Raw genomic sequence first — 20,693 nt, 5'->3', positions numbered from 1 at the left:
CGCCCGCCCCAAGCTGGTCCCCGTCCCGCATGACGGGCCGCTGCTCATGTCGGCCTCGCAGCTGCGGATGTGGTTTCAGTACCGCATCGACGGTCCGAGCCCGGTCAACAACATTCCGTTCGCGGCCCGCATCAGCGGGCCCTGCGACACCGACGCGTTCGTGACCGCGGTGCGCGACGTGGTGGCCCGGCACGAGGTGCTGCGCACGACCTACCGCGAAATCGACGGTGCGCCATACCAGATCGTCAACGGCGATCTGGAGGTCGCGGTGCGCCGCGCCCACGGCGCCGGCGACGACTGGCTGGACGCCGAGCTTGCCAAGGAACGCAGGCACGTGTTCGACCTGGAAGCCGACCCGCCCGTACGCGCCGCCGTGCTCGCGACACCGGACGCCCACGTGGTGTCGCTGGTGGTGCATCACATCGCCGCCGACCACTGGTCGGCGATGGTGTTGTTCACCGACCTGCTGACGGCCTACCGGGCCAGGCGCGCCGGTGAGACACCGGGATTCGCGCCCCTGCCGATCCAGTACGCGGACTACGCGGCGTGGCAGGCGGCCCTGCTCGGCGAAACCGACGGGCCCGTCGCGGCGCAGCACGACTACTGGCGCGAGCAGTTGGCCGGTCTGCACGAGGATCCGGGTCTGACACCGGATTTCCCGCGCCCGCCCGTGCTCAGCGGGGAAGGCGACGCCGTCGAGTTCGCCATCGACGCCACCACCCGCGCCAAGCTCACCGAACTGAGTCAGGAGCTCGGTGTCACCGAGTTCATGCTGCTGCAGGCCGCCGTGGCGGTCGCGCTGCACAAAGCCGGTGAGCGTCCGGACATTCCGCTGGGCACCCCGGTCGCCGGCCGCACCGAGGCCGAACTCGACCAACTCGTCGGCTTCTTCATCAACATCGTGGTGCTGCGCAACGATCTGACCGACAACCCGACGCTGCGAGAGGTGCTGCGCCGGGCCCGCGACACCGCTCTGGGGGCCTACGCCCACCAGGACCTGCCGTTCGACCAGGTGGTCGACGCGGTCAGCCCGGCGCGGTCGTTGTCGCGCAACCCGTTGTTCGGTGTCGTCGTGCACGTGCGCGAGGCGCTGCCCGCCGACCAGGTGATCGAATCGCGGCCCGACGGCGACACCACGTTCACCGCGCTCGAGCCGCCGTTCGACGTCGCGCACGCCGACCTGTCGGTGAACTTCTTCGGCGCCGAGGACGGCTACCGCGGCCACGTCATCTACCGCACCGACCTATACCGGCGCAGCACCGCCGAACGGTTCGTCCGGTGGCTGAACCGCGTGCTGGCCGCCTTCGCCGACGATCCCGGTCAACGGGTGCGCGACGTGCAGATCGCCGACGCCGAGGAGCGCCGGCGCATAGCGCGGTTCAGTGCGGCGGCATCGGCCAGCGTGCTCGACCTCTGGCGCGATCCGGTGGCGATCGGCGTGGTCGGCGACGTCTACGAGCATGTCGTCGACGAGACCGGCGCCGACCTGCGTGCCACGGGTAGACGTGGGCGCTGGACCGCCGACGGTGAACTGGAGTACATCGAGACCGTCGAGCGGCGCCGCCCGTCGGCGCCGGGACCGGCCGAACCCGTGCGCACCGAAACCGAACGTGTGCTGGCAACGCTGCTCGCCGACATCGTGAACGTGCCCGAGGTGAACCGCACCGACGACTTCTTCGAGCTCGGTGGCGATTCCATCCTCGCGGTTCAGCTCGCCGCCCGCGCCCGCGACGCCGGGCTGGCGGTCACTGCGCGAATGGTGTTCGAGCACCCCACGATTCACGAACTGGCGACCAAGGTCGACGCCGGCGCGGAGACGGAGACACCCGACCTCCATCACGAGCCGATGGCGGCCTCCGGGCTGTCGGCCGACGAGCTGGCAGCGGTCACGTCGATGTGGTCGGAGTCGCAAGAGGGCGCACCATGACCTCCACGCAGGCCGAAGCGAAGGTCGCCATCGAGGACGTGATGGCGCTCAGCCCGCTGCAGCAGGGGCTGTTCTCGCTCGCCCAGCTGAGCACCGCCGAGGACGGCGGCGAGGACCCCTACGTCATCACCATGGCGGCCGATGTCACCGGATCACTGGACGCGGTGCTGCTGCGCGAGTGCGCGGCGACGATGCTCGCCCGCCACCCCAACCTGAGGGCCAGTTTCGTTCGGGCGCAGAGCAAACCCGTTCAGGTGGTGCCCAACCACGTCGAGGTGCCGTGGCGCCACATCACCGCGACGGCCGACGAGGTCGAGGCGCTCGAGGCCGAGGAGTGCCGCAGGCCGTTCAACCTTGCACGCGGACCGGCGATCCGGTTCCTGCTGATCGAGGTTCGGCAATCGCATTGGCGATTTGTCGTCGTCGCCCACCACATCATCATCGACGGTTGGTCTCTGCCGCTGTTCGTCGGCGAGCTGATCTCGCTGTACCGCTCGGGCGGCGACCCGGCCGTGCTTCCCCCGCCGCCGCGCCCGTACCGCGACTACATCGGCTGGCTGGCCGGCCGCGATCAGGAGACCAGCCGCACCCTGTGGCGTGAGCACCTCGCCGACCTCGACGGCCCCACGCTCGTCACACCCGCCCTCACCTCCGGCGAACCGCCCACCGGTGAACCGCACCGCACCGAGCTGAGCCTGGATCGCGACGCCACCCGGCAGTTGGCGGAGGCCGCGCGGTCGCGCGGCGTCACGGTCAACACCTTGGTCCAGATGGCCTGGGCCGCCGTGCTGTCGGCGTTCACCGACCGCTCCGATGTGGTGTTCGGCGTGACGGTGTCCGGACGCCCCGGCGAGCTGGCAGGCGTGGAGACCATGGTCGGGCTCTTCATCAACACGGTGCCGCTGCGGGTGCGACTGGACCCGGCGGCCCGGGTGGGTGCGCAATGCGTTGCGCTGCAACGCGAAGCGGCCAAACTGCGCGACCATGGATACCTGCCCCACAACGAACTGCGGGCCCTGGGCGGTATCGGCGAGATGTACGACACCTTGTTGGTCTACGAGAACTTCCCGCCCGGCGGTCTTGTCGGCGGCGGCGATTTCGTCGCCAACGGTGCGACGTTCCGGCCGGCGGCGCTGGAGAGCGTGTCGCACTTCCCGGTCACCATCGCCGCGCACATGATCGACGACGAGCTCACCGTCCTGGTCGAGGTCGTCGAGGGGGCGCTCGGCCAGATGAGTCCCGAGTCGCTCGGGCGCCGGTTGCTCACCACCACCCAGCGACTGATCACCGGGTGGGATCGCCCGCTGCGCGACGTCAGTGTCCTGCTCGACGGTGAGGCCGCGATCGCGACTGCCGAGCCCGCGCCGGCCAGCGAACATCTCGGTGTGCACACCGCGTTCGCCCAAGCCGCGAGCGCACGGTTGGGCTCACCGGCGCTGAGTTGGCCCGGCGGTGAACTCACCTACCGACAACTCGACGAGGCGGCCGACCAGCTCGCCGCCGCGCTGGGGGCCAAGGGTGTACACACCGAAACGCCTGTCGCGATCCACCTTTCGCGAGGACCGCAGTATGTGGTGGCGATGCTGGCGGTGCTCAAGGCCGGCGGTGTGATCGTGCCGCTGGATCCCGGGATGCCCGCCGAGCGGATCGCCGACATCCTCGACCAGTGCGGCGCGACGGTCGTCGTCGACGTCGAGATGCTCGCCCAGGCCGAGGCCCAGGCCCAGGCCCAGGCCCAGGCGCAGCCCGCCGAGGACTTCCGACCGGCGACCGTGTCGCCGGGCCAGGCCGCCTACATGGTGTTCACCTCCGGCACCACCGGCAGGCCCAAGGGCGTGATCGGAACCCACCAGGCGCTGCTGGCCTATGCCGAGGACCACTCCCGAAACGTGCTGCGCCCGGCGGCGGCTCGACTGCGCCACCCGCTGCGGGTCGCGCACGCCTGGTCGTTCACCTTCGACGCCGCATGGCAGCCGCTGGCCGCCCTGCTCGACGGGCACGCGGTGCACATCGTCGACGACCACATCCAGCGCGACGCCGAGGCCCTGGTCGAAACGATCGGCCGGTACGGGATCGACCTGATCGACACGACCCCGTCGATGTTCGCCCAACTGCACGCGGTCGGACTGCTCACCACGGTGCCGCTCGGGGTGCTGGCCCTGGGCGGCGAGGCCGTCGGGATCCCGGCGTGGAACCTGATCCGCGACGAATGCGCGCGCACCGGCATGGCGGCCTACAACTGTTACGGCCCAACCGAAACCACGGTCGAAGCCGTCGTCGCCACGATCGCCGAACACGACCAGCCGACCATCGGGCGTCCCACGTCGCCCAGCAGGGCCTACGTGTTGGACTCGTGGCTGCGACCGGTTCCCGACGGAGTACCGGGCGAGTTGTACCTGTCGGGCGGTCAATTGACCCGTGGCTATCTGGGTCGGTTCGGCGAGACCGCCTCCCGGTTCGTCGCCGACCCGTTCGGGAACGGCGAGCGCATGTACCGCACCGGCGACGTGGTGCGGCGCCTGCCCGACGGGGCGCTGGAATTCCTCGGGCGCTCCGACGCGCAGGTGAAGATCCGCGGCTTCCGGGTGGAGCCGAGCGAGATCTCGGCCGTTCTGCACACCCATCCCGCGGTGCGCCACGCCCACGTGGCGGTGCGCCGGCAACGGTGGGGCGCGCAACTGGTCGCGTTCGTCGCCGCCGAACCCGCACCCGCGGTCTCCGAGCTACGCGCCCTGGTGTCAAAACGCCTGCCGCGCTACATGGTTCCGCACTCGATCGTGGTCATCGAGCAGATGCCGCTGACCACCCATGGCAAGGTCGACGAGGCCGCGCTGAACGCGATCGCCGTCGCCGAAGGTCCCTCGACAGCCCCGGAGACCGAGACCGAGAAGGCGCTGGCCGCCGTGCTCGGCGAACTGCTCGAAGGCCCCGACGCCACCGGTCTCTCCATCGACGTCAACGCCGACCTTCTGGCCCTGGGCCTGGACAGCATCGTGGCGCTGTCGGTGGTGCAGGCGGCCCGCAGGCGCGGAATCCCGTTGCGCGCCAGGCTGATGCTGGAGTGCGCGACACTGCGGGAGCTCGCCGAGGCCGTCGAGAACGAGTCGGCGGCCGCCGAACATGATGACGACCCAGACGGCCCGACGCCCGTGCTGCCCAGCGCGCACTGGCTCTACGAACACGGCGAACAGCGACGGCTGGCGCAGACCGAGGCCATCCGCCTGCCCGACGGCATCACCGCAGAGCGACTCGAGCAGATCCTGCGCGCGGTGATCGGCGGTCATCCGGTGCTGCGAAGCCGCATCGACCGGCAGACGATGACGCTCGTCGAGAGCGAGGCACGAAATCTGCTGACCGAGGTGCTCGTGGACGACGACACGGACGAAGCGCTCGTCGCGGCCGTGGCCGAACACGCCCACCGGTCGGTGGAACGCCTCGACCCGGAACAGGGTTCGATGCTCGCCGCGGTGTGGCTGCACCCGCCCGCCGCTCCCGGCATCCTGCTGCTGACCGCGCACGTGCTGGCCGCGGACCCGGCGTCGTGGCGGATCCTGCTGGCCGAACTCGACGCGGCGTGGCACACCATCGCGTCGGGCCGCGAGCCGGTGCCCACCCGGGAGCACACCAGCTACCGGCGCTGGTCGAGGCTGCTCAGCGAACGGGCGTACACGCTTGACACGGCCGACTTCTGGGCGGCCCAACTCGAGGGCGAGGACCCGGTGCTGGGCGCCCGCAGGCTGCGGCCGCAGACCGATCGGGCCGGCGATGTCGTCGTCTCCATGGCGGTGACCGACAGCGACGTCACCTTGCGGTTGCTCAACGCCTCCGAACCCGCACCGCATCTGTTGGCCGCGGCCGCCGCGCGCACCGTCACCCGATGGCGGCTGCACCGGGGCCAGGACACACCAACGCCGCTGTTGGCGTTGGAGACCCACGGCCGCGCCGACGCCCTCATCGACACCGTCGACACCTCCGACACCGTGGGCCTGCTCACCGCGATCTATCCGCTGCGTGTGCAAACCGCCCGCAGTGTCGGCGAGATCCCCGGCGACGGAATCGATTACGGGCTGTTGCGTTATCTGCGGCCCGATACCGCCGAGCGCCTCGCGGCGCTGCCCGAACCGCAGGTGCTGTTCAACTTCCTGGGCCGGGTGCACGCGGGCTTCGACGGCGGTGCGCTGCGCCCGGACCGGGCGCTGCTGGCGGGGGTGTCGCCGCTGCCCGAGCCGCGGCTGGCGGTACGGCACGAACTGACGGTGCTGGCTGCGGTGCTCGGTGACAGCGACGCGCCGCTGCTCGGCACGCAATGGCGCACGCTTCCCGAAATTCTGTCCGCCGACGACGTCGCCGCACTGCAGGCGATGTGGCAGGAATCGCTACGAGAGGTCGTTTCATGAGCCGGACACTTGCGGTGGTGGGCGCGGGCGCGAAGGCCGTCGCCGTCGCCGCCAAGGCCGCCGAACTTCGCGACATGGGCATCGACGTGCCCGAAGTCGTGGCCGTCGAGAAGACCGGCGTGGCGGCCAACTGGCAGGCCGAGGGCGGATGGACCGACGGGCAACACCGGTTGAGCACGAGCCCGGAGAAGGACGTCGGGTTCCCGTACCGGTCGGCCCTGGTCCCGCGGCGCAACGCCGAACTCGACGAACGCATGACCCGGCACAGCTGGCAGCAGTACCTGATCTCGACCGGCCAGTTCGCCGAGTGGGTCGACCGCGGAAGACCCGCCCCCACCCACCGCCGGTGGAGCCAGTACCTGCGCTGGGTCGCGGGCAACGTCGAGATGAACGTGGTCAGGGGCGAGGTGCGCGGCATCTCGATCGACACAACCGACACCGGATCCGGTGAGCCGCGGTGGGCGCTGCACACACCCGACCGCACCGTGACGGCCGAGGGCCTGATGATCACCGGCCCCGGTCAGCCGGAGCGCTCGATCCTGCCCGGCAACCCGCGGGTCCTGTCGATCGCGCAGTTCTGGCATCGCGCAGCGCAACACGAGCTGATCCGTGCCGAACGCGTGGCCGTCATCGGCGGGGGAGAGACCGCGGCGTCGATGCTCAATGAGCTGTTCCGGCACCGGGTTTCGACCATCACGGTGATCTCGCCGCAGGTGACCCTGTTCACCAGGGGCGAGGGCTTCTTCGAGAACACGCTGTTCTCCGATCCCACCGGCTGGACCAGCCTGACCATGGCGGAGCGACGCGACGCGCTGTTGCGGACCGACCGCGGGGTGTTCTCCGCGCGCGTGCAGGAGGCGCTGCTCGCCGACGACCGGATCCGCCACCTGCGGGGCAGGGTCGCGCACGCGGTCGCCCGCGAGGGCCGGATCCGGTTGACGCTGAGCACGACTGCGGGCGGTGAGTCGCTGGAGACGGTGCACGGATTCGATCTGGTCATCGACGGCTCGGGTGCCGATGCGATGTGGTTCGTGCCGCTGCTCGGTCAGGACGCGTTGGATCTGCTGGAACTCGGCCTCGGTGCGCCGCTGACCCCGGACGTGCTGCAGGAGGCCATCGGCGACGACCTCGCCGTCGGCGGGTTGCGGCCCAAGCTCTTCCTGCCGGGTCTGTCCGGGCTCACCCAGGGACCGGGCTTCCCCAACCTGTCGTGCCTGGGGCTGTTGTCGGACCGCATCCTGGGCGCCGACCTGGGCGCGGCCGCCGGCGCGCAGTCACTGAAAGGACATGAGCGGCAATCCGTTCGGTGAGCGGCGGCGCTGAACCGGTTACGCCTGCGCCCATCCGTGAGCTGAGGAGGACACGTCCATGTCGAACACCCGCGCGTGCAGCACCGTGCGGTTGCGCAGCGCGGCCCGCACCGCGCGGTGCAGCCCGTCTTCGAGGTAGATGATGCCCTTCCAGCGCACCGCGTGCGGGAACAGGTCGCCGTAGAACGTCGAATCCTCGGAGAGCAGTCGGTCGAGCGCGAGCACCGTGGTGGTGGTGACCAACTCGTCGAGCCGGATCTGGCGCGGCGGGATCTGCGCCCATTGGCGATGTGACAACCCGTGGTCGGGGTAGGGCCTACCCTCCCTGACTCCCTTGAAGATCATCGGGCCAGCGTCCTTCGAGTCGTCCCCCGAGTCCTCCCCGGACTGTGATTTCACGATGACAACAACAAGCAAGGTTAGTGCACCGCAGTTGAGCACGTCGCCCGTGTCGAAGGACCGCTCGCGCGCTATCGGCGCTGTTGGTGCCCCTAAAATGGGTGACAACGCGATTCGAGGGGTAGGTGAGCAGACATGGGTAGCGCCGACGACCGCAGGTTCGAGGTGCTGCGTGCGATCGTCGCCGACTTCGTGGCCACCCAGGAGCCGATCGGGTCGAAGACGCTCGTCGAGCGGCACAACCTGGGTGTCTCCAGTGCGACCGTGCGCAACGACATGGCCGTGCTGGAGGCCGAGGGCTACATCACCCAGCCCCACACCAGCTCCGGGCGGGTGCCCACGGAGAAGGGGTACCGCGAGTTCGTTGACCGGATCGACGACATCAAACCCCTGTCGTCGTCGGAACGCCGCGCGATCCTGTCGTTCCTCGAATCCGGTGTCGACCTGGACGACGTGTTGCGCCGCGCCGTGCGGCTGCTCGCGCAGCTGACACGCCAGGTCGCGATCGTGCAGTACCCGACGCTGTCGACCTCCACGGTCCGTCATCTCGAGGTGGTCGCGCTCACCCCGGCCAAGCTGCTGCTGGTGGTGATCACCGACACCGGCCGGGTGGACCAACGCATGGTCGAGTTGGGCGACACGCTCGACGAGCACGACGTCACCAAGCTGCGCGACCTGCTCGGCCAGGCACTCGAGGGCAAACCGCTGGCGGCGGCATCGGTCGCCGTCGCGGACCTGGCCTCACACCTCGACGGGCACGGCGGGCTCGCCGACGCGGTCGGCCGCTCGGCCACCGTGCTGGTCGAGACGCTCGTCGAGCACCGCGAGGAGCGCCTGCTGCTGGGCGGCACCGCCAACCTCACTCGCAACACCGCCGACTTCGGCGGCTCCCTGCGCTCGGTGCTCGAGGCGCTCGAGGAGCAGGTGGTGGTGCTGCGGCTGCTGGCGGCGCAGCAGGAGGCCGGCAAGGTGACCGTGCGCATCGGCCACGAAACCCAGGCCGAGGAGATGGCGGGCACTTCCGTGGTGACCACCGCGTACGGCAGTTCGGGCAAGGTGTACGGCGGTATGGGTGTGTTGGGCCCCACCCGAATGGACTATCCGGGAACTATCGCTAATGTCGCTGCGGTTGCTCTCTATATCGGGGAAGTCTTAGGCAGCCGGTAGACACCGGCACAGGCGGAAGGTCAGGCAAGTCAGCGTGGCACGCGACTATTACGGGCTGCTCGGCGTGAGCAAGGGCGCATCGGATGCGGAGATCAAGCGCGCCTATCGCAGGTTGGCGCGCGAACTGCATCCCGACGTCAACCCGGACGAAGAGGCCCAGGCCCGGTTCAAGGACATCAGCGCCGCCTACGAGGTGCTCAGCGATCCGGAGAAGCGCCGCATCGTCGATCTCGGCGGTGACCCGCTGGAATCGGCGTCGAACGGAGCCGGGTTCTCCGGTGGCTTCGGGGGCCTGGGCGACGTTTTCGAGGCGTTCTTCGGCGGCGGCGGCGCCACCCGCGGGCCGATCGGCCGGGTGCGGCCGGGGTCGGATTCGCTGCTGCGGATGCGCCTGGACCTGTTGGAGTGCGCGACTGGCGTGACCAAGCAGGTCACCGTCGACACCGCGGTGCTGTGCGACCTGTGCCACGGCAAAGGCACACACGGCAACTCCAGCCCGGTGGCCTGCGACACCTGCGGCGGTCGCGGCGAGATCCAGACGGTGCAGCGCTCGCTGCTGGGCCAGGTCATGACATCGCGGCCCTGCCCGGTGTGCGGCGGCGTCGGCGAGGTCATCCCCGATCCGTGCCACCGCTGCGGCGGCGACGGCCGCGTGCGGGCCCGCCGGGAGATCAGCGTGAAGATCCCGGCAGGCGTCGGCGACGGTATGCGGGTGCGGTTGGCGGCTCAAGGCGAGGTCGGACCGGGCGGGGGACCGGCGGGCGACCTGTACGTGGAGGTGCACGAGCAGCCGCACGCCACGTTCCTGCGCGACGGCGACGATCTGCACTGCACGGTCTCGGTGCCGATGGTCGACGCGGCGCTGGGCACCAGCGTCACCGTCGACGCGATCCTCGACGGACCGACCGAGATCGCGATCCCGTCCGGCACACAGCCCGGCGCCGTCGTCACGCTGCGCGGTCACGGCATGCCGCACCTGCGCTCCGGAGTGCGCGGCGACCTGCATGCGCACATCGATGTGGTGGTGCCGTCGCGGCTGGACAACGAGGACGCCGAACTGCTGCGCAAGCTCAAGGCGAAGCGGGCCCGCGACGTCGCCGAGGTGCGATCGGCGCAGCCGACGACCACGAGCGGGGGTGGGCTGTTCAGCCGGCTGCGTGAGACCTTCAGCGGCCGCTGACCGGGGCAGTGGTATGCCGAAGCCTATGCGCGAGATTGCGCTGCGGCACGTGCCGAACCGCGAGCCGCAACCATCGGTGCAGTCACGGGCCTACCCGCCGTGACGCAGGGCCTGTTCTACGTCGACTCGCTGCCTGCGGTCGGTGAGCTCGCGGTCGTCGAGGGTGACGAGGGCTTTCACGCCGCCAATGTGCGCCGCATCCGCCCCGGCGAGCGGTTGCAACTCAGCGACGGCGCCGGAGAGTTGGCGCACTGCGAGGCCAGCGAGGTCACAAAGGGCAGATTGACCGCGCAGGTGCTGGACCGGCGCTCCGTACCGCCCCCGTCGCCGACCGTGACCGTCGTGCAGGCGCTGCCCAAGTCGGATCGCTCGGAACTGGCGATCGAATTGGCGACCGAGGCGGGCGCCGACGCGTTCGTGGCCTGGCAGGCCGCGCGCTGCGTGGCCCGATGGGACTCGGCGGCCAAGGCCGAAAAGGGTCTGCGCCGGTGGAGTGCGGTGGCCCGCTCGGCGGCCCGGCAGTCACGGCGGGCCCGCATCCCCGAGGTCAGCGGCCCCGTCTCGACGGCCCAGTTGGTCGACGGGCTCGGCGACCGGGACGCCGTCGTGCTCGCGCTGCACGAATCGGCGACGCAGCGGCTCGCCGATGTGCCGGTGGCCGCGGCGGATGCGGTGGTCCTGGTGGTGGGACCCGAAGGCGGCATCGCCGACGACGAGCTCGCAGCGCTGACAGACGCGGGTGCGACGGCGGTGCGACTGGGGCCCACAGTGCTGCGGACCTCGACGGCCGCGGCCGTCGCGCTGGGGGCGTTGGGCGTGCTGACCGGCCGGTGGTCGTGATACACCGCCGCCTTGAGCATTGGCTTGAGCATTGGGTGGTGTCGCTGACCAGCGGTAAACTGTGAACAGACATCTGCAACGGCCAGGTCAGAACCAGAAAGCAGGCACTGAACCCTCTTGACGCCCCGCGAGACGACCGCTGACTCTGATCAGTCTTCTGAGTCGGTACGCAGCAGCATCAACATTCCGCCCGACCTCGTCGTGGGCCTACTGGGTTCCGCCGACGAGAATCTGCGCGCGCTCGAACGCGTCCTGGCGGCCGACATCCATGTGCGCGGCAACGCGCTGACCCTGTCCGGCGAACCCGCCGACGTCGCGCTGGCCGAACGGGTGATCTCCGAGCTGATCGCGATCGTGAGCAACGGGCAGGTCCTCAACCCCGACGTCGTGCGGCACAGCGTCGGGATGCTCACCGGAACCGGCAACGAGTCGCCCGCCGAGGTGCTCACCCTCGACATCCTGTCGCGGCGCGGCAAGACCATCCGGCCCAAGACGCTGAACCAGAAGCGCTACGTCGACGCCATCGATGCGCACACCATCGTGTTCGGCATCGGGCCGGCGGGCACCGGCAAGACGTATCTGGCGATGGCTAAGGCCGTCAACGCCTTACAGTCCAAGCAGGTGTCGCGCATCATCCTCACGCGGCCGGCCGTGGAGGCCGGTGAGCGGCTCGGCTTCCTGCCGGGCACGCTGAGCGAGAAGATCGACCCGTACCTGCGTCCGCTCTACGACGCACTGCACGACATGATGGACCCGGAGCTGATCCCGAAGCTGATGAGCGCCGGGGTGATCGAGGTCGCGCCGCTGGCGTACATGCGTGGGCGCACTTTGAATGATGCGTTCATCATCCTCGACGAGGCGCAGAACACCACCGCTGAGCAGATGAAGATGTTTTTGACCCGGCTCGGCTTCAACTCCAAAATCGTTGTGACAGGCGATATCACGCAGGTCGACCTGCCCGGCGGGGCCGCTTCGGGCCTGCACGCGGCGATGCGGATCCTCGACGGCATTGACGACATCCACTTCGCCGAGCTCACCAGCGCCGACGTCGTGCGGCACCGGCTGGTGTCGGAGATCGTCGACGCGTACGCGCGACACGACGAACCCACGCAGCTGAACCGGGCACAGCGCCGCGCCTCCGGCTCCCGGTCCCGACGGTAGCGGTCGATATGAGCATCGAGGTGTCCAACGAGTCGGGCATCGACGTCTCCGAAGAGGAACTGATCAGCGTCGCCCGCTTCGTCATCCGCAAGATGAAGGTCAACCCCGCCGCCGAATTGTCGATGGTGCTGCTCGACACCGCGGCGATGGCCGATCTGCACATGCGGTGGATGGACCTGCCCGGTCCCACCGACGTCATGAGCTTCCCCATGGACGAGCTGGAGCCCGGCGGGAGGCCCGACGCGCCCGAACCCGGTCCGGCCATGTTGGGCGACATCGCGCTGTGCCCCCAGTTCGCCGCCGACCAGGCCGCCGCCGCCGGGCATTCGCTGGGCCAGGAGCTGGCGCTGCTCACCGTGCACGGGGTGTTGCACCTGCTGGGCTACGACCACGCCGAGCCCGCCGAGGAAAAAGAGATGTTCACCTTGCAGCGTCAACTGCTCGAGGAGTGGGTCGCCGACCAGGTCGAGGCCTACCATCAGGACCGCCAGTCCGAGAAGGAACGCCGGCTTCTCGACAACTCCCGATACTTCGACGAGCTGTGACCGGCGCCGGACAGCTGATCTTCGCGATCGTCCTGGTCTTCTTCGGCGGGCTTTTCGCGGCGATCGACGCGGCGCTGAGCACGGTGTCGATGGCGCGGGTCGAGGAACTCGTTCGCGAGGAGCGACCGGGAGCGGTGCGGTTGGCCAGGGTGATGGCCGAGCGCCCTCGCTACATCAACCTGATCGTGCTGCTGCGCATCGCCTGCGAGGTCGGGCCGACGGTGCTGCTGGCCGCCTACCTCGACGGCCATCTCGGCGTCACATGGGGGTTGTTCGTCGCCGCCGCGATCATGGTGGTGGTGAGCTTCGTCGTGATCGGCGTCGGCCCCCGCACAATCGGCAGACAACACGCCTACACGATCGCCCTGCTCGCCGCCCTTCCGCTGCAAGCGCTTTCGGTGTTGCTGACACCGATCAGCCGGCTGCTGGTGCTGATCGGTAACGCGCTGACACCGGGTCGCGGATTCCGCAACGGCCCGTTCGCCTCCGAGATCGAACTGCGCGAGGTGGTCGACCTGGCGCAGCAGCGCGGGGTCGTGGCCGACGACGAGCGGCGAATGATCCAGTCGGTGTTCGAACTCGGTGACACCCCCGCACGCGAGGTGATGGTGCCGCGCACCGAGATGGTGTGGATCGAAAGCGACAAGACGGCCGGGCAGGCGACGTCGCTCGCCGTGCGCAGCGGCCACAGCCGTATCCCGGTGATCGGGGAGAACGTCGACGACATCGTGGGTGTCGTGTACCTCAAGGACCTCGTGCAGCGGACGTACTACTCGACCGACGGCGGTCGCGGCACCAAGGTTTCCGATGTCATGCGGCGCCCGGTGTTCGTACCCGATTCCAAACCGCTCGACGAGCTGCTGCGCGAGATGCAACGCGACCGCGTTCACATGGTGCTGCTGGTCGACGAGTACGGTGCGATCGCCGGCCTGGTCACCATCGAGGATGTGCTCGAGGAGATCGTCGGCGAGATCGTCGACGAGTACGACGCCGGCGAAGTGGTTCCCGTAGAAGACTTGGGGGACAACCGGTATCGCGTCTCGGCGCGGCTGCCGATCGAGGATCTCGGCGAGCTCTACGACATCGAGTTCGACGACGATCTCGACGTGGACACCGTCGGCGGTCTCGTCGCGCTGGAACTCGGTCGCGTCCCGCTCCCGGGCGCGGAGGTGACGTGGGACGGGCTGCGACTGCAGGCCGAAGGCGGACCGGACCACCGTGGGCGGGTGCGCATCGGCACGGTGCTGGTCAGCCGCACCGAGCCTGCCCAAGGAGACGACGAGGACAACAATGAGCGCCTGGGCGAAGAGCGGTGAGGCACGATGACTGACCTCGACAGTGAGGATGCCAAGCTCGTGACGCTGGCGCGCGGGGCGATGGCGAGGGCCGAGGCGGGCAGCGGCGCCGCCGTGCGGGACCGCGACGGGCGCACCTACGCGGCTGCTCCGGTGGCGCTGACGGCGTTGGAACTGACCGCCTTACAGGCCGCCGTGGCCGCAGCGGTGTCCAGCGGTGCGACCGGTCTGGAGGCCGCGGTGGTGCTCGGCGGATCCTCCGACGACGCGGGGGTGGCGGCGGTGCGCGAGCTGTCGGCGGATGCGGTGGTGATCGTCGCCGATCGATCCGGGCGTCCGGTGTCAAACCCGTGAGCGACGAATTCCGTTCGGGCTTCGTCTGTTTCGTCGGCCGGCCCAACACCGGTAAGTCGACGTTGACCAACGCGCTGGTCGGCACCAAGGTCGCGATCACGTCGAACCGCCCGCAGACGACCCGGCACACCATCCGCGGGATCGTGCACCGGGAGAACTTCCAGATCGTGCTCGTCGACACCCCGGGGCTGCACCGTCCGCGCACGCTGCTCGGCCAGCGGCTCAACGACCTGGTCAAGGACACCTACTCCGAGGTCGACGTCATCGGATGGTGCATCCCCGCCGACGAGAAGATCGGCCCCGGCGACCGCTGGATCCACGACCAGATCCGCGCGGTCGCCCCCAGGACCACGCTGGTCGCGATCGTCACCAAGATCGACAAGGTGTCCAAGGACCGCGTCGCGGCGCAATTGGTCGCCGTGAGCGAACTGGTCGGTCCCGACACCGAGATCGTTCCGGTGTCGGCGACCGCGGCCGACAACCTCGATGTGCTCGTCGACGTGCTGGCCTCCGAACTGCCGCCGGGGCCAGCGTTCTACCCCGACGGGGAGCTCACCGACGAGCCCGAGGAGACCCTGATGGCCGAGCTGATCCGCGAGGCCGCGCTCGAAGGTGTGCGCGACGAACTGCCGCACTCGCTGGCCGTCGTCATCGAGGAGGTCTCCCCGCGGGAGGGCCGCACACCGGAGCAGGGTGAACTGATAGACGTGCACGCCATCCTGTTCGTCGAACGCGAAAGCCAGAAAGGCATCGTCATCGGCAAGGGCGGGGCCAGGTTGCGCGAGGTCGGCACCGCCGCGCGCCAGCAGATCGAAAAGCTGCTGGGCACCAAGGTCTACCTCGACCTGAGGGTCAAGATCGCCAAGAACTGGCAACGCGACCCGAAACAACTGGGCCGCCTGGGCTTCTAGCTCAGCTCTGGGCGCCCGAGCCCGGCTCCCCGAACGGCCGTCCCGGGCCGTGCGCCGGTGGGGCGGCGTCGCCCTTGCCGTAGACCGCCACCACCACCGTGCGGTCGAGCGCGTTCGCCGACCACACCCCGATGTCGACGTTCGAACAGTCGGCCATGATCGCCTTGTAGTCGGGCCGGTGGTACCACTGGTTGATCAACTCGATGCCGCTCATCGCCAGCGCGGGATTGATGGCCACCGTCTCGGTGACCGCGCCCGCGTAGCCGGCATTGCGCGCCCGGTCGGCCACCGTGCTCCCGTCCGACCCGATGTCGCCGCCCAGCGCGCGGTTGTTGAGCACGTCGTTGGTGTGCCATTCGGCGGCCAGGCGCAGCTTCGGGTTGATCTTGATGTCGGTGTCGCAGCCGGCCTGCCGCTGCACGGTGTAGACGTTGGCCACCACACCGTCGTTGAACCGCTTGTTGTCAGCGGCCGCGGTCGGAACTCCAGTCACCAAGCCGCCCACCAGCCCCAGAACCGGAAATGCGCACGCGTAACCCAGCGCTCTCATGCCCGCAGACTCTACGCGACCTCCTCGGAGACGTCGTCGGGTTCGCGCCGATCGCAGGCCGCTACCGGCTCGTCGGAGGCCGCGGCGGGCTCGGGGTCGGGCGCGGGTGCGGGAAACCACCACGGCTCGGGCTGGCGCACCGTCCAGCCGTTGATCGCTTCAAGCTCCGCGGCCAGCGAGATCAACAACGGCTCGCTGTTGGCCGGGCCCATCAGCTGAACGCCGATCGGCAGACCCTCGGAGGTGAACCCGGCCGGCACGTTGATCGACGGCCAGCCCAGCAGATTCCACGGCCAGGTCACCGGGCACGCCTTGATCATCGTGCGGTCGGTGGCCAGCCCGCCGAGCTCGTCGAACTCGTGCACCTTCGGCGGTGGCTGCGCGGTCGTCGGCGCCAGCACCACATCGGCGATGTTGAAGATGTATCCGATGCGGCGGTGCGCGCGAGCCTCGCGGGCGCGGGCCTTGCGCAGCACGTGCTCCGACAGCAGCCGGCCGGTGCGCAGGTTGGCTTTGGTCCGTTTGTCCAGTGTGACGCCGTGACCGAGCCGGTCCGCCCAGTCCAGCAGCCCGGACGTGGAGCGGGACAGGAAGTTCCACGACATCTCGAGGCTGTAGTCGGGATCGGCGGCGAACAGGCTGTGCCCGAGGTCCTCGAGCTGAGCGGCGACGACGGACATCGCTGCCTGGATCTCCGGGTGCAGTTTGGCCCGGAAACCGGTGAACGGAAACTTCGTCGACATCGCGATCCGCAGGGGACCGGGCGCCTGAGCCACGTATTCCGAAACGTTGATCGGCGGCGGCTGATGGCGATCGCCTGCGACGTTGCCGGACGCGGCGTCGAGCACCAGCGCCGCATCGGCGACGGTGCGCGCCAGCACCCCGTTGACCGTGATCCCGTTGAACGCCTCGGGCAGCGGCCATGTCGAGATGCGGCCGCGCTGCGGTTTGATGCCGACCAGATGTGTCCACGCGGCGGGGATGCGCACGCTGCCCGCCCCGTCGGAACCGATCGCGGCGGTCACCAGCCCGGCCGCCACCGCCGCGGCGCTGCCGCCGGAGGAACCGCCGGGCGTGTGGTCACGCGACCACGGGTTGCGGGTGTGGCCGAACGCGGGCCCGCTGGTGAACGGCCACTGACCCAGTTCGCAGGTGTTGGTCTTGCCGACGATGACCGCGCCCGCGGCCTTCAACCGCCGCACCACCTCGGCGTCCCGGGTGGCGGGGCGGACGTCGCCGTCGGCGCCGAACCTGGTCGGGTGGCCCGCGACGTCGACGTCGTCCTTGACCGCGATGGGGATGCCGCAGAGCGGATACTTCGAAAGATCGTGGCCCGCGGCGCGTTTGCGGTCCGCACGGGCTGCGTCGGCCAGCGCCTGCTCGGTGAACACCACGCGGAACGCGTTGAGCGTCGGCTGGCTGGCCGCGATGGCGTCGAGCGAACGCGCAACCAGTTCCACCGACGTGACGGAGCCGCTCGCCAGCTGGAAGAGCTGTTGAGTGAGGGTGGGGAATCGCGCATTTTTGACCATCGAGTAGAAGCTTATCGGCGGTGCGGATCGGAATCTGACGGACCGCAGTGGGAGACTGAACCGATGCGGCTGTATCGGGACCGGGCGGTGGTGCTGCGCCAGCACAAGCTCGGCGAGGCCGACCGCATCGTGACACTTCTCACCCGCGATCACGGGTTGGTGCGGGCGGTGGCCAAGGGGGTGCGGCGCACCCGCAGCAAGTTCGGCGCCAGGCTGGAGCCGTTCGCGCACATCGACGTTCAGCTGCATCCGGGCCGCAACCTCGACATCGTCACCCAGGTCCAGGCCATCGACGCGTTCGCCTCCGACATCGTCAGCGACTACGGCCGCTACACCTGTGCCTGCGCGGTGTTGGAGACCGCCGAACGCCTGGCCGGTGAGGAACGCGCCCCGATGCCCGCGCTGCACCGGTTGACGGTGGCCGCGTTGCGGGCGGTGGCCGACGGCGGCCGGCCCCGTGAGCTGGTGTTGGATGCGTACCTGTTGCGCGCCATGGGGATCGCGGGCTGGGCCCCGGCGTTGACCGAGTGTGCCCGCTGCGCTGCGCCGGGTCCCCACCGGGCGTTCCACGTGGCGGCCGGGGGCAGCGTGTGCGTGCACTGCCGGCCCTCCGGGTCGGTGACGCCGCCTCAGGCTGTGCTGGACCTGATGGCCGCGCTGCACGACGGGGACTGGGAGTACGCCGAGACGTCGACGGCGTCGCACCGCAGCCAGGCCAGCGGGCTGGTGGCCGCGCATCTGCAGTGGCATCTGGAGCGCCAATTGCGGACGTTGCCGCTGGTGGAACGGGTGTACCGGGTGGATAAGAGTGTCGGCGACCAGCATGCGTCGGTGGTCGGGCAGGATGTGCCACATGGCAAGCGAACGGGATGGGCGGAGGAAGAAGGCTCCGCCGACCTACCCACAGCTGCCCCCGGCGCCTGACGACTATCCCACGTTCCCGGACAAGTCGACCTGGCCCGTGGTCTTCCCCGACATCCCTGCGGGCACCAACGGCCGGTTCGCGCGCCCGCCCCAGCACACGTCGAAGGAGGCCGCGCCGCGGATCCCGGCCGACCAGGTGCCCAGCCACGTCGCTGTCGTCATGGACGGCAACGGGCGCTGGGCCACCCAGCGTGGCCTGCACCGCACCGAGGGGCACAAGATGGGCGAGGCCGTCCTCATCGACATCACCTGCGGCGCAATCGAAATCGGCATCAAACACCTGACGGTGTACGCGTTCTCCACCGAGAACTGGAGACGCAGCACCGAAGAGGTGCGCTTCCTGATGGGCTTCAACCGGGAGGTGGTGCGTCGCCGCCGCGAGAACCTCAACGACATGGGCGTGCGGATGCGCTGGGTCGGCTCGCGGCCGCGCATGTGGCGCAGCGTGATCAAGGAATTCGACATCGCCGAGCAGATGACCGTCGGCAACGACGTCATCACGATCAACTACTGCGTCAACTACGGCGGCCGCACCGAGATCGTCGAGGCGACCCGTGAGCTCGCGCGGTTGGCCGCCGACGGCAAGATCAAGCCGGACCGCATCAGCGAGGCGACGTTCGCCAAGCACCTGCACCGCTCCGACATCCCCGACGTCGACCTGTTCATCCGGACCTCGGGGGAGCAGCGCGCCAGCAACTTCCTGCTCTGGCAGGCCGCCTACGCGGAGTTCGTCTTCCAGGACAAGTTGTGGCCGGACTACGACCGGCGTGATCTGTGGGCCGCCTGCGAGGAGTACGTCAACCGCAACCGTCGCTTCGGCAGAGCCGAATGATGTACCTGAGCGGGAGAGCCTGATGGCACTGCAGGAGCGGCTCGGCGAGATCCTCGAAGGCGTGCTTCCCGTGACGCGCGAGGACGACGGGGCGGTCACCGTCCACCACGACGAGACCTTCGCCTCCCTGCGCACGGTTCCGGTCGCCGAGGGTCTGGAGCTGGTGTCGCTCACCCAGATTCTGGCCTGGGATCTGCCGCTGGACGCCAAGCTGCGCGCCGCGGTCGCCGAGCACGCCCACAACACGCTGCTTGGCACGGTGTCGCTGGCCTCCAAGAGCGCACCGAAAGAGGTTGCGGCCGGAGCCAAGCGCAATTCGAAGAAGGCCGCGGATGTGTTGTTGCGCTACAACTTTCCCGCCGCCGGGCTGACCGACGACGCGCTGCGCACGCTGATCCTGATGGTGCTCGCCACCGGTGCCGAGGTGCGCCGCGCGTTAGTCGGCTGAACCGTTCGTCGTCGCGCACTGGCCGCAGACGCCGAAGATCTCGATCGTGTGGCTGACATCGGAAAAGCCGTGCTGTCGGGCGATGTCGGCCGTCCAGGTCTCGACGTCGCCGCCCTGGATCTCCACCGTCGAACCGCACGCGCGGCAGACCAGGTGGTGATGGTGGTCTTCCGAACAGCGGCGGTACACCGACTCGCCGGTGTCGGTGCGCAACGTGTCGACGACGCCTGCGGCCGCCATCTGCTGCAGGGTGCGGTACACGGTCGTCAGCCCGATGCCCTCGCCGCGTCGGCGGAGCTCGTCGTGCAATTCCTGGGCCGAACGGAACTCCTCGACGTTCTCCAGCAGGGCCGCGATGGCCGCGCGTTGTCGGGTGGCGCGCACTCCCGTGCTCATCGGCATGTGTTCACTCGTCGCCCTCGGCCGCGTGCGTCACCGCCGCGACGACGATGTCGGCGAGGTGATGATCGACGAGGCGGTACATCACCTCGCGCCCGGACCGTTCACCGGCAACGACGCCCGCGGCCTTCAGAATGCGCAGGTGCTGGCTGACCAACGGCTGCGGCACGGCCAGCGCGTCGACGAGCTCGTGCACGCAGCGCGCCGACTCCCGCAACTGCAGCACGATGGCGATCCGGACCGGGGCGGCCAACGCGCGCAGCAGGTCGCCGGAGGTGTCGAGCACATCGCGCGGCGGTAGCTCGGGATACGGTGCGCCGCCGTGGTCGTGGGCGTCCTCGGCGGCGACGCGCCCGTCGGCCAAAGTGGAAACGATTTTCATTACGGCCAACAATACATGCGCTTCCATGCATGTCAACGCCGGACCGCGGCCCCCCTCCTCTGGCGCGAGCGACCGTAGTAAGAGAGCTATGTCGCGTGTTTTCGAGGATTTTGAAGAGGTTGAAGACGTCCTCCTGATGC

General features: G+C 69.4%; 19 protein-coding genes. 14 read left to right on the top strand and 5 right to left on the bottom strand.

All coding sequences use genetic code 11. The features are described from left to right. From AU072_RS21390 to mbtG, 3 genes are all read left to right on the top strand, one after another. Positions 1 to 1,927: condensation domain-containing protein (locus AU072_RS21390; protein WP_235630309.1), on the top strand; the 1,927-nt coding region annotated here is incomplete at its 5' end. After that, on the top strand, positions 1,924 to 6,324 hold the full coding sequence (locus AU072_RS21385) for a non-ribosomal peptide synthetase (protein ID WP_064415638.1): 4,401 nt from the start codon (positions 1,924 to 1,926) through the stop codon (positions 6,322 to 6,324). The genes AU072_RS21390 and AU072_RS21385, both read left to right, overlap by 4 nt. Next, the gene (gene mbtG / locus AU072_RS21380) at positions 6,321 to 7,634 is read left to right on the top strand and encodes an NADPH-dependent L-lysine N(6)-monooxygenase MbtG (protein WP_064415637.1); all 1,314 of its coding nucleotides are present in this window, start codon (positions 6,321 to 6,323) and stop codon (positions 7,632 to 7,634) included. Before AU072_RS21385 ends, mbtG begins: the two co-directional genes overlap by 4 nt. A gap of 18 nt (positions 7,635 to 7,652) precedes the next feature. Here mbtG and AU072_RS21375 read toward each other — a convergent pair whose 3' ends face one another. Then, complete coding sequence (locus tag AU072_RS21375) at positions 7,653 to 7,979, bottom strand: type II toxin-antitoxin system VapB family antitoxin (RefSeq protein ID WP_064415636.1); 327 nt, start codon at positions 7,977 to 7,979, stop codon at positions 7,653 to 7,655. 189 nt (positions 7,980 to 8,168) lie between these two features. Here AU072_RS21375 and hrcA point away from each other — a divergent pair, with 189 nt between their 5' ends. The 8 genes from hrcA (at position 8,169) to era (ending at position 15,486) form a co-directional block, all read left to right on the top strand. Next, positions 8,169 to 9,200, top strand: a complete 1,032-nt coding sequence (gene hrcA, locus AU072_RS21370) for a heat-inducible transcriptional repressor HrcA (protein ID WP_064415635.1) — start codon at positions 8,169 to 8,171, stop codon at positions 9,198 to 9,200. Positions 9,201 to 9,234: 34 nt separating this feature from the next. After that, on the top strand, positions 9,235 to 10,380 hold the full coding sequence (gene dnaJ / locus AU072_RS21365; RefSeq protein WP_064415634.1) for a molecular chaperone DnaJ: 1,146 nt from the start codon (positions 9,235 to 9,237) through the stop codon (positions 10,378 to 10,380). Positions 10,381 to 10,479: 99 nt separating this feature from the next. Further along, a complete protein-coding gene (locus tag AU072_RS21360) occupies positions 10,480 to 11,220 on the top strand; it encodes a 16S rRNA (uracil(1498)-N(3))-methyltransferase (protein WP_064415633.1) in 741 nt (246 codons plus the stop codon). 117 nt (positions 11,221 to 11,337) lie between these two features. Then, complete coding sequence (locus AU072_RS21355) at positions 11,338 to 12,381, top strand: PhoH family protein (protein WP_064415632.1); 1,044 nt, start codon at positions 11,338 to 11,340, stop codon at positions 12,379 to 12,381. Positions 12,382 to 12,389: 8 nt separating this feature from the next. Then, positions 12,390 to 12,926 carry an rRNA maturation RNase YbeY gene (gene ybeY, locus AU072_RS21350; protein ID WP_064347598.1) on the top strand — a complete coding sequence of 179 codons (537 nt, stop codon included), beginning with the start codon at positions 12,390 to 12,392 and terminating at the stop codon, positions 12,924 to 12,926. Then, positions 12,923 to 14,242, top strand: coding sequence for a hemolysin family protein (locus AU072_RS21345; protein ID WP_064415631.1), 1,320 nt, complete (start codon positions 12,923 to 12,925; stop codon positions 14,240 to 14,242). The genes ybeY and AU072_RS21345 overlap by 4 nt, the downstream gene beginning before the upstream one ends. 6 nt (positions 14,243 to 14,248) lie before the next feature. Further along, complete coding sequence (locus tag AU072_RS21340) at positions 14,249 to 14,575, top strand: cytidine deaminase-like protein (RefSeq protein ID WP_064347603.1); 327 nt, start codon at positions 14,249 to 14,251, stop codon at positions 14,573 to 14,575. Continuing rightward, positions 14,572 to 15,486 (top strand): GTPase Era, encoded by a 915-nt coding sequence (gene era, locus AU072_RS21335; protein WP_064405838.1) that lies wholly within the window; start codon positions 14,572 to 14,574, stop codon positions 15,484 to 15,486. Before AU072_RS21340 ends, era begins: the two co-directional genes overlap by 4 nt. A 1-nt stretch (position 15,487) precedes the next feature. Here era and AU072_RS21330 read toward each other — a convergent pair whose 3' ends face one another. Both AU072_RS21330 and AU072_RS21325 read right to left on the bottom strand, forming a co-directional pair. Continuing rightward, on the bottom strand, positions 15,488 to 16,036 hold the full coding sequence (locus AU072_RS21330) for a CAP domain-containing protein (protein ID WP_064415630.1): 549 nt from the start codon (positions 16,034 to 16,036) through the stop codon (positions 15,488 to 15,490). An 11-nt stretch (positions 16,037 to 16,047) separates the two neighbouring features. Further along, entirely contained in the window at positions 16,048 to 17,568 is a 1,521-nt protein-coding gene (locus tag AU072_RS21325) for an amidase (protein WP_064415629.1), read from the bottom strand. A 63-nt stretch (positions 17,569 to 17,631) separates the two neighbouring features. Here AU072_RS21325 and recO point away from each other — a divergent pair, with 63 nt between their 5' ends. From recO to AU072_RS21310, 3 genes are read left to right on the top strand one after another with little or no spacing between them, the layout of a single operon-like run. Further along, the gene (recO, locus tag AU072_RS21320; RefSeq protein ID WP_064415628.1) at positions 17,632 to 18,492 is read left to right on the top strand and encodes a DNA repair protein RecO; all 861 of its coding nucleotides are present in this window, start codon (positions 17,632 to 17,634) and stop codon (positions 18,490 to 18,492) included. Beyond that, positions 18,422 to 19,324 (top strand): decaprenyl diphosphate synthase, encoded by a 903-nt coding sequence (locus AU072_RS21315; RefSeq protein WP_064415627.1) that lies wholly within the window; start codon positions 18,422 to 18,424, stop codon positions 19,322 to 19,324. The genes recO and AU072_RS21315 overlap by 71 nt, the downstream gene beginning before the upstream one ends. Before the next feature lie 22 nt (positions 19,325 to 19,346). Then, a complete protein-coding gene (locus tag AU072_RS21310; protein WP_064347614.1) occupies positions 19,347 to 19,772 on the top strand; it encodes a hypothetical protein in 426 nt (141 codons plus the stop codon). Here the strand turns inward: AU072_RS21310 and AU072_RS21305 are convergent. Both AU072_RS21305 and AU072_RS21300 read right to left on the bottom strand, forming a co-directional pair. Continuing rightward, complete coding sequence (locus tag AU072_RS21305; protein ID WP_064415639.1) at positions 19,761 to 20,168, bottom strand: Fur family transcriptional regulator; 408 nt, start codon at positions 20,166 to 20,168, stop codon at positions 19,761 to 19,763. The genes AU072_RS21310 and AU072_RS21305 overlap by 12 nt on opposite strands. 10 nt (positions 20,169 to 20,178) lie before the next feature. Further along, complete coding sequence (locus AU072_RS21300; RefSeq protein WP_064415626.1) at positions 20,179 to 20,553, bottom strand: ArsR/SmtB family transcription factor; 375 nt, start codon at positions 20,551 to 20,553, stop codon at positions 20,179 to 20,181. Positions 20,554 to 20,693 lie beyond the last annotated feature (140 nt).

It is taken from the genome of Mycolicibacterium novocastrense (genome assembly GCF_001499835.1).
GTDB classification, from domain to species: Bacteria; Actinomycetota; Actinomycetes; order Mycobacteriales; family Mycobacteriaceae; genus Mycobacterium; species Mycobacterium novocastrense.
Note: the sequence above shows the minus strand (reverse complement) of the source record. Positions and strands in the feature narration are given on the sequence as shown.

Excerpts from the sequence above, each read along its gene's own strand:
- AU072_RS21385 (WP_064415638.1), top strand. The coding sequence starts at position 1,924 with ATGACCTCCACGCAGGCCGAAGCGAAGGTCGCCATCGAGGACGTGATG.
- AU072_RS21325 (WP_064415629.1), bottom strand. The coding sequence starts at position 17,568 with ATGGTCAAAAATGCGCGATTCCCCACCCTCACTCAACAGCTCTTCCAG.
- mbtG (WP_064415637.1), top strand. The coding sequence starts at position 6,321 with ATGAGCCGGACACTTGCGGTGGTGGGCGCGGGCGCGAAGGCCGTCGCC.
- AU072_RS21340 (WP_064347603.1), top strand. The coding sequence starts at position 14,249 with ATGACTGACCTCGACAGTGAGGATGCCAAGCTCGTGACGCTGGCGCGC.
- AU072_RS21315 (WP_064415627.1), top strand. The coding sequence starts at position 18,422 with ATGGCAAGCGAACGGGATGGGCGGAGGAAGAAGGCTCCGCCGACCTAC.
- AU072_RS21375 (WP_064415636.1), bottom strand. The coding sequence starts at position 7,979 with ATGATCTTCAAGGGAGTCAGGGAGGGTAGGCCCTACCCCGACCACGGG.
- AU072_RS21305 (WP_064415639.1), bottom strand. The coding sequence starts at position 20,168 with ATGAGCACGGGAGTGCGCGCCACCCGACAACGCGCGGCCATCGCGGCC.
- hrcA (WP_064415635.1), top strand. The coding sequence starts at position 8,169 with ATGGGTAGCGCCGACGACCGCAGGTTCGAGGTGCTGCGTGCGATCGTC.
- AU072_RS21330 (WP_064415630.1), bottom strand. The coding sequence starts at position 16,036 with ATGAGAGCGCTGGGTTACGCGTGCGCATTTCCGGTTCTGGGGCTGGTG.
- AU072_RS21300 (WP_064415626.1), bottom strand. The coding sequence starts at position 20,553 with ATGAAAATCGTTTCCACTTTGGCCGACGGGCGCGTCGCCGCCGAGGAC.
- AU072_RS21310 (WP_064347614.1), top strand. The coding sequence starts at position 19,347 with ATGGCACTGCAGGAGCGGCTCGGCGAGATCCTCGAAGGCGTGCTTCCC.
- recO (WP_064415628.1), top strand. The coding sequence starts at position 17,632 with ATGCGGCTGTATCGGGACCGGGCGGTGGTGCTGCGCCAGCACAAGCTC.
- ybeY (WP_064347598.1), top strand. The coding sequence starts at position 12,390 with ATGAGCATCGAGGTGTCCAACGAGTCGGGCATCGACGTCTCCGAAGAG.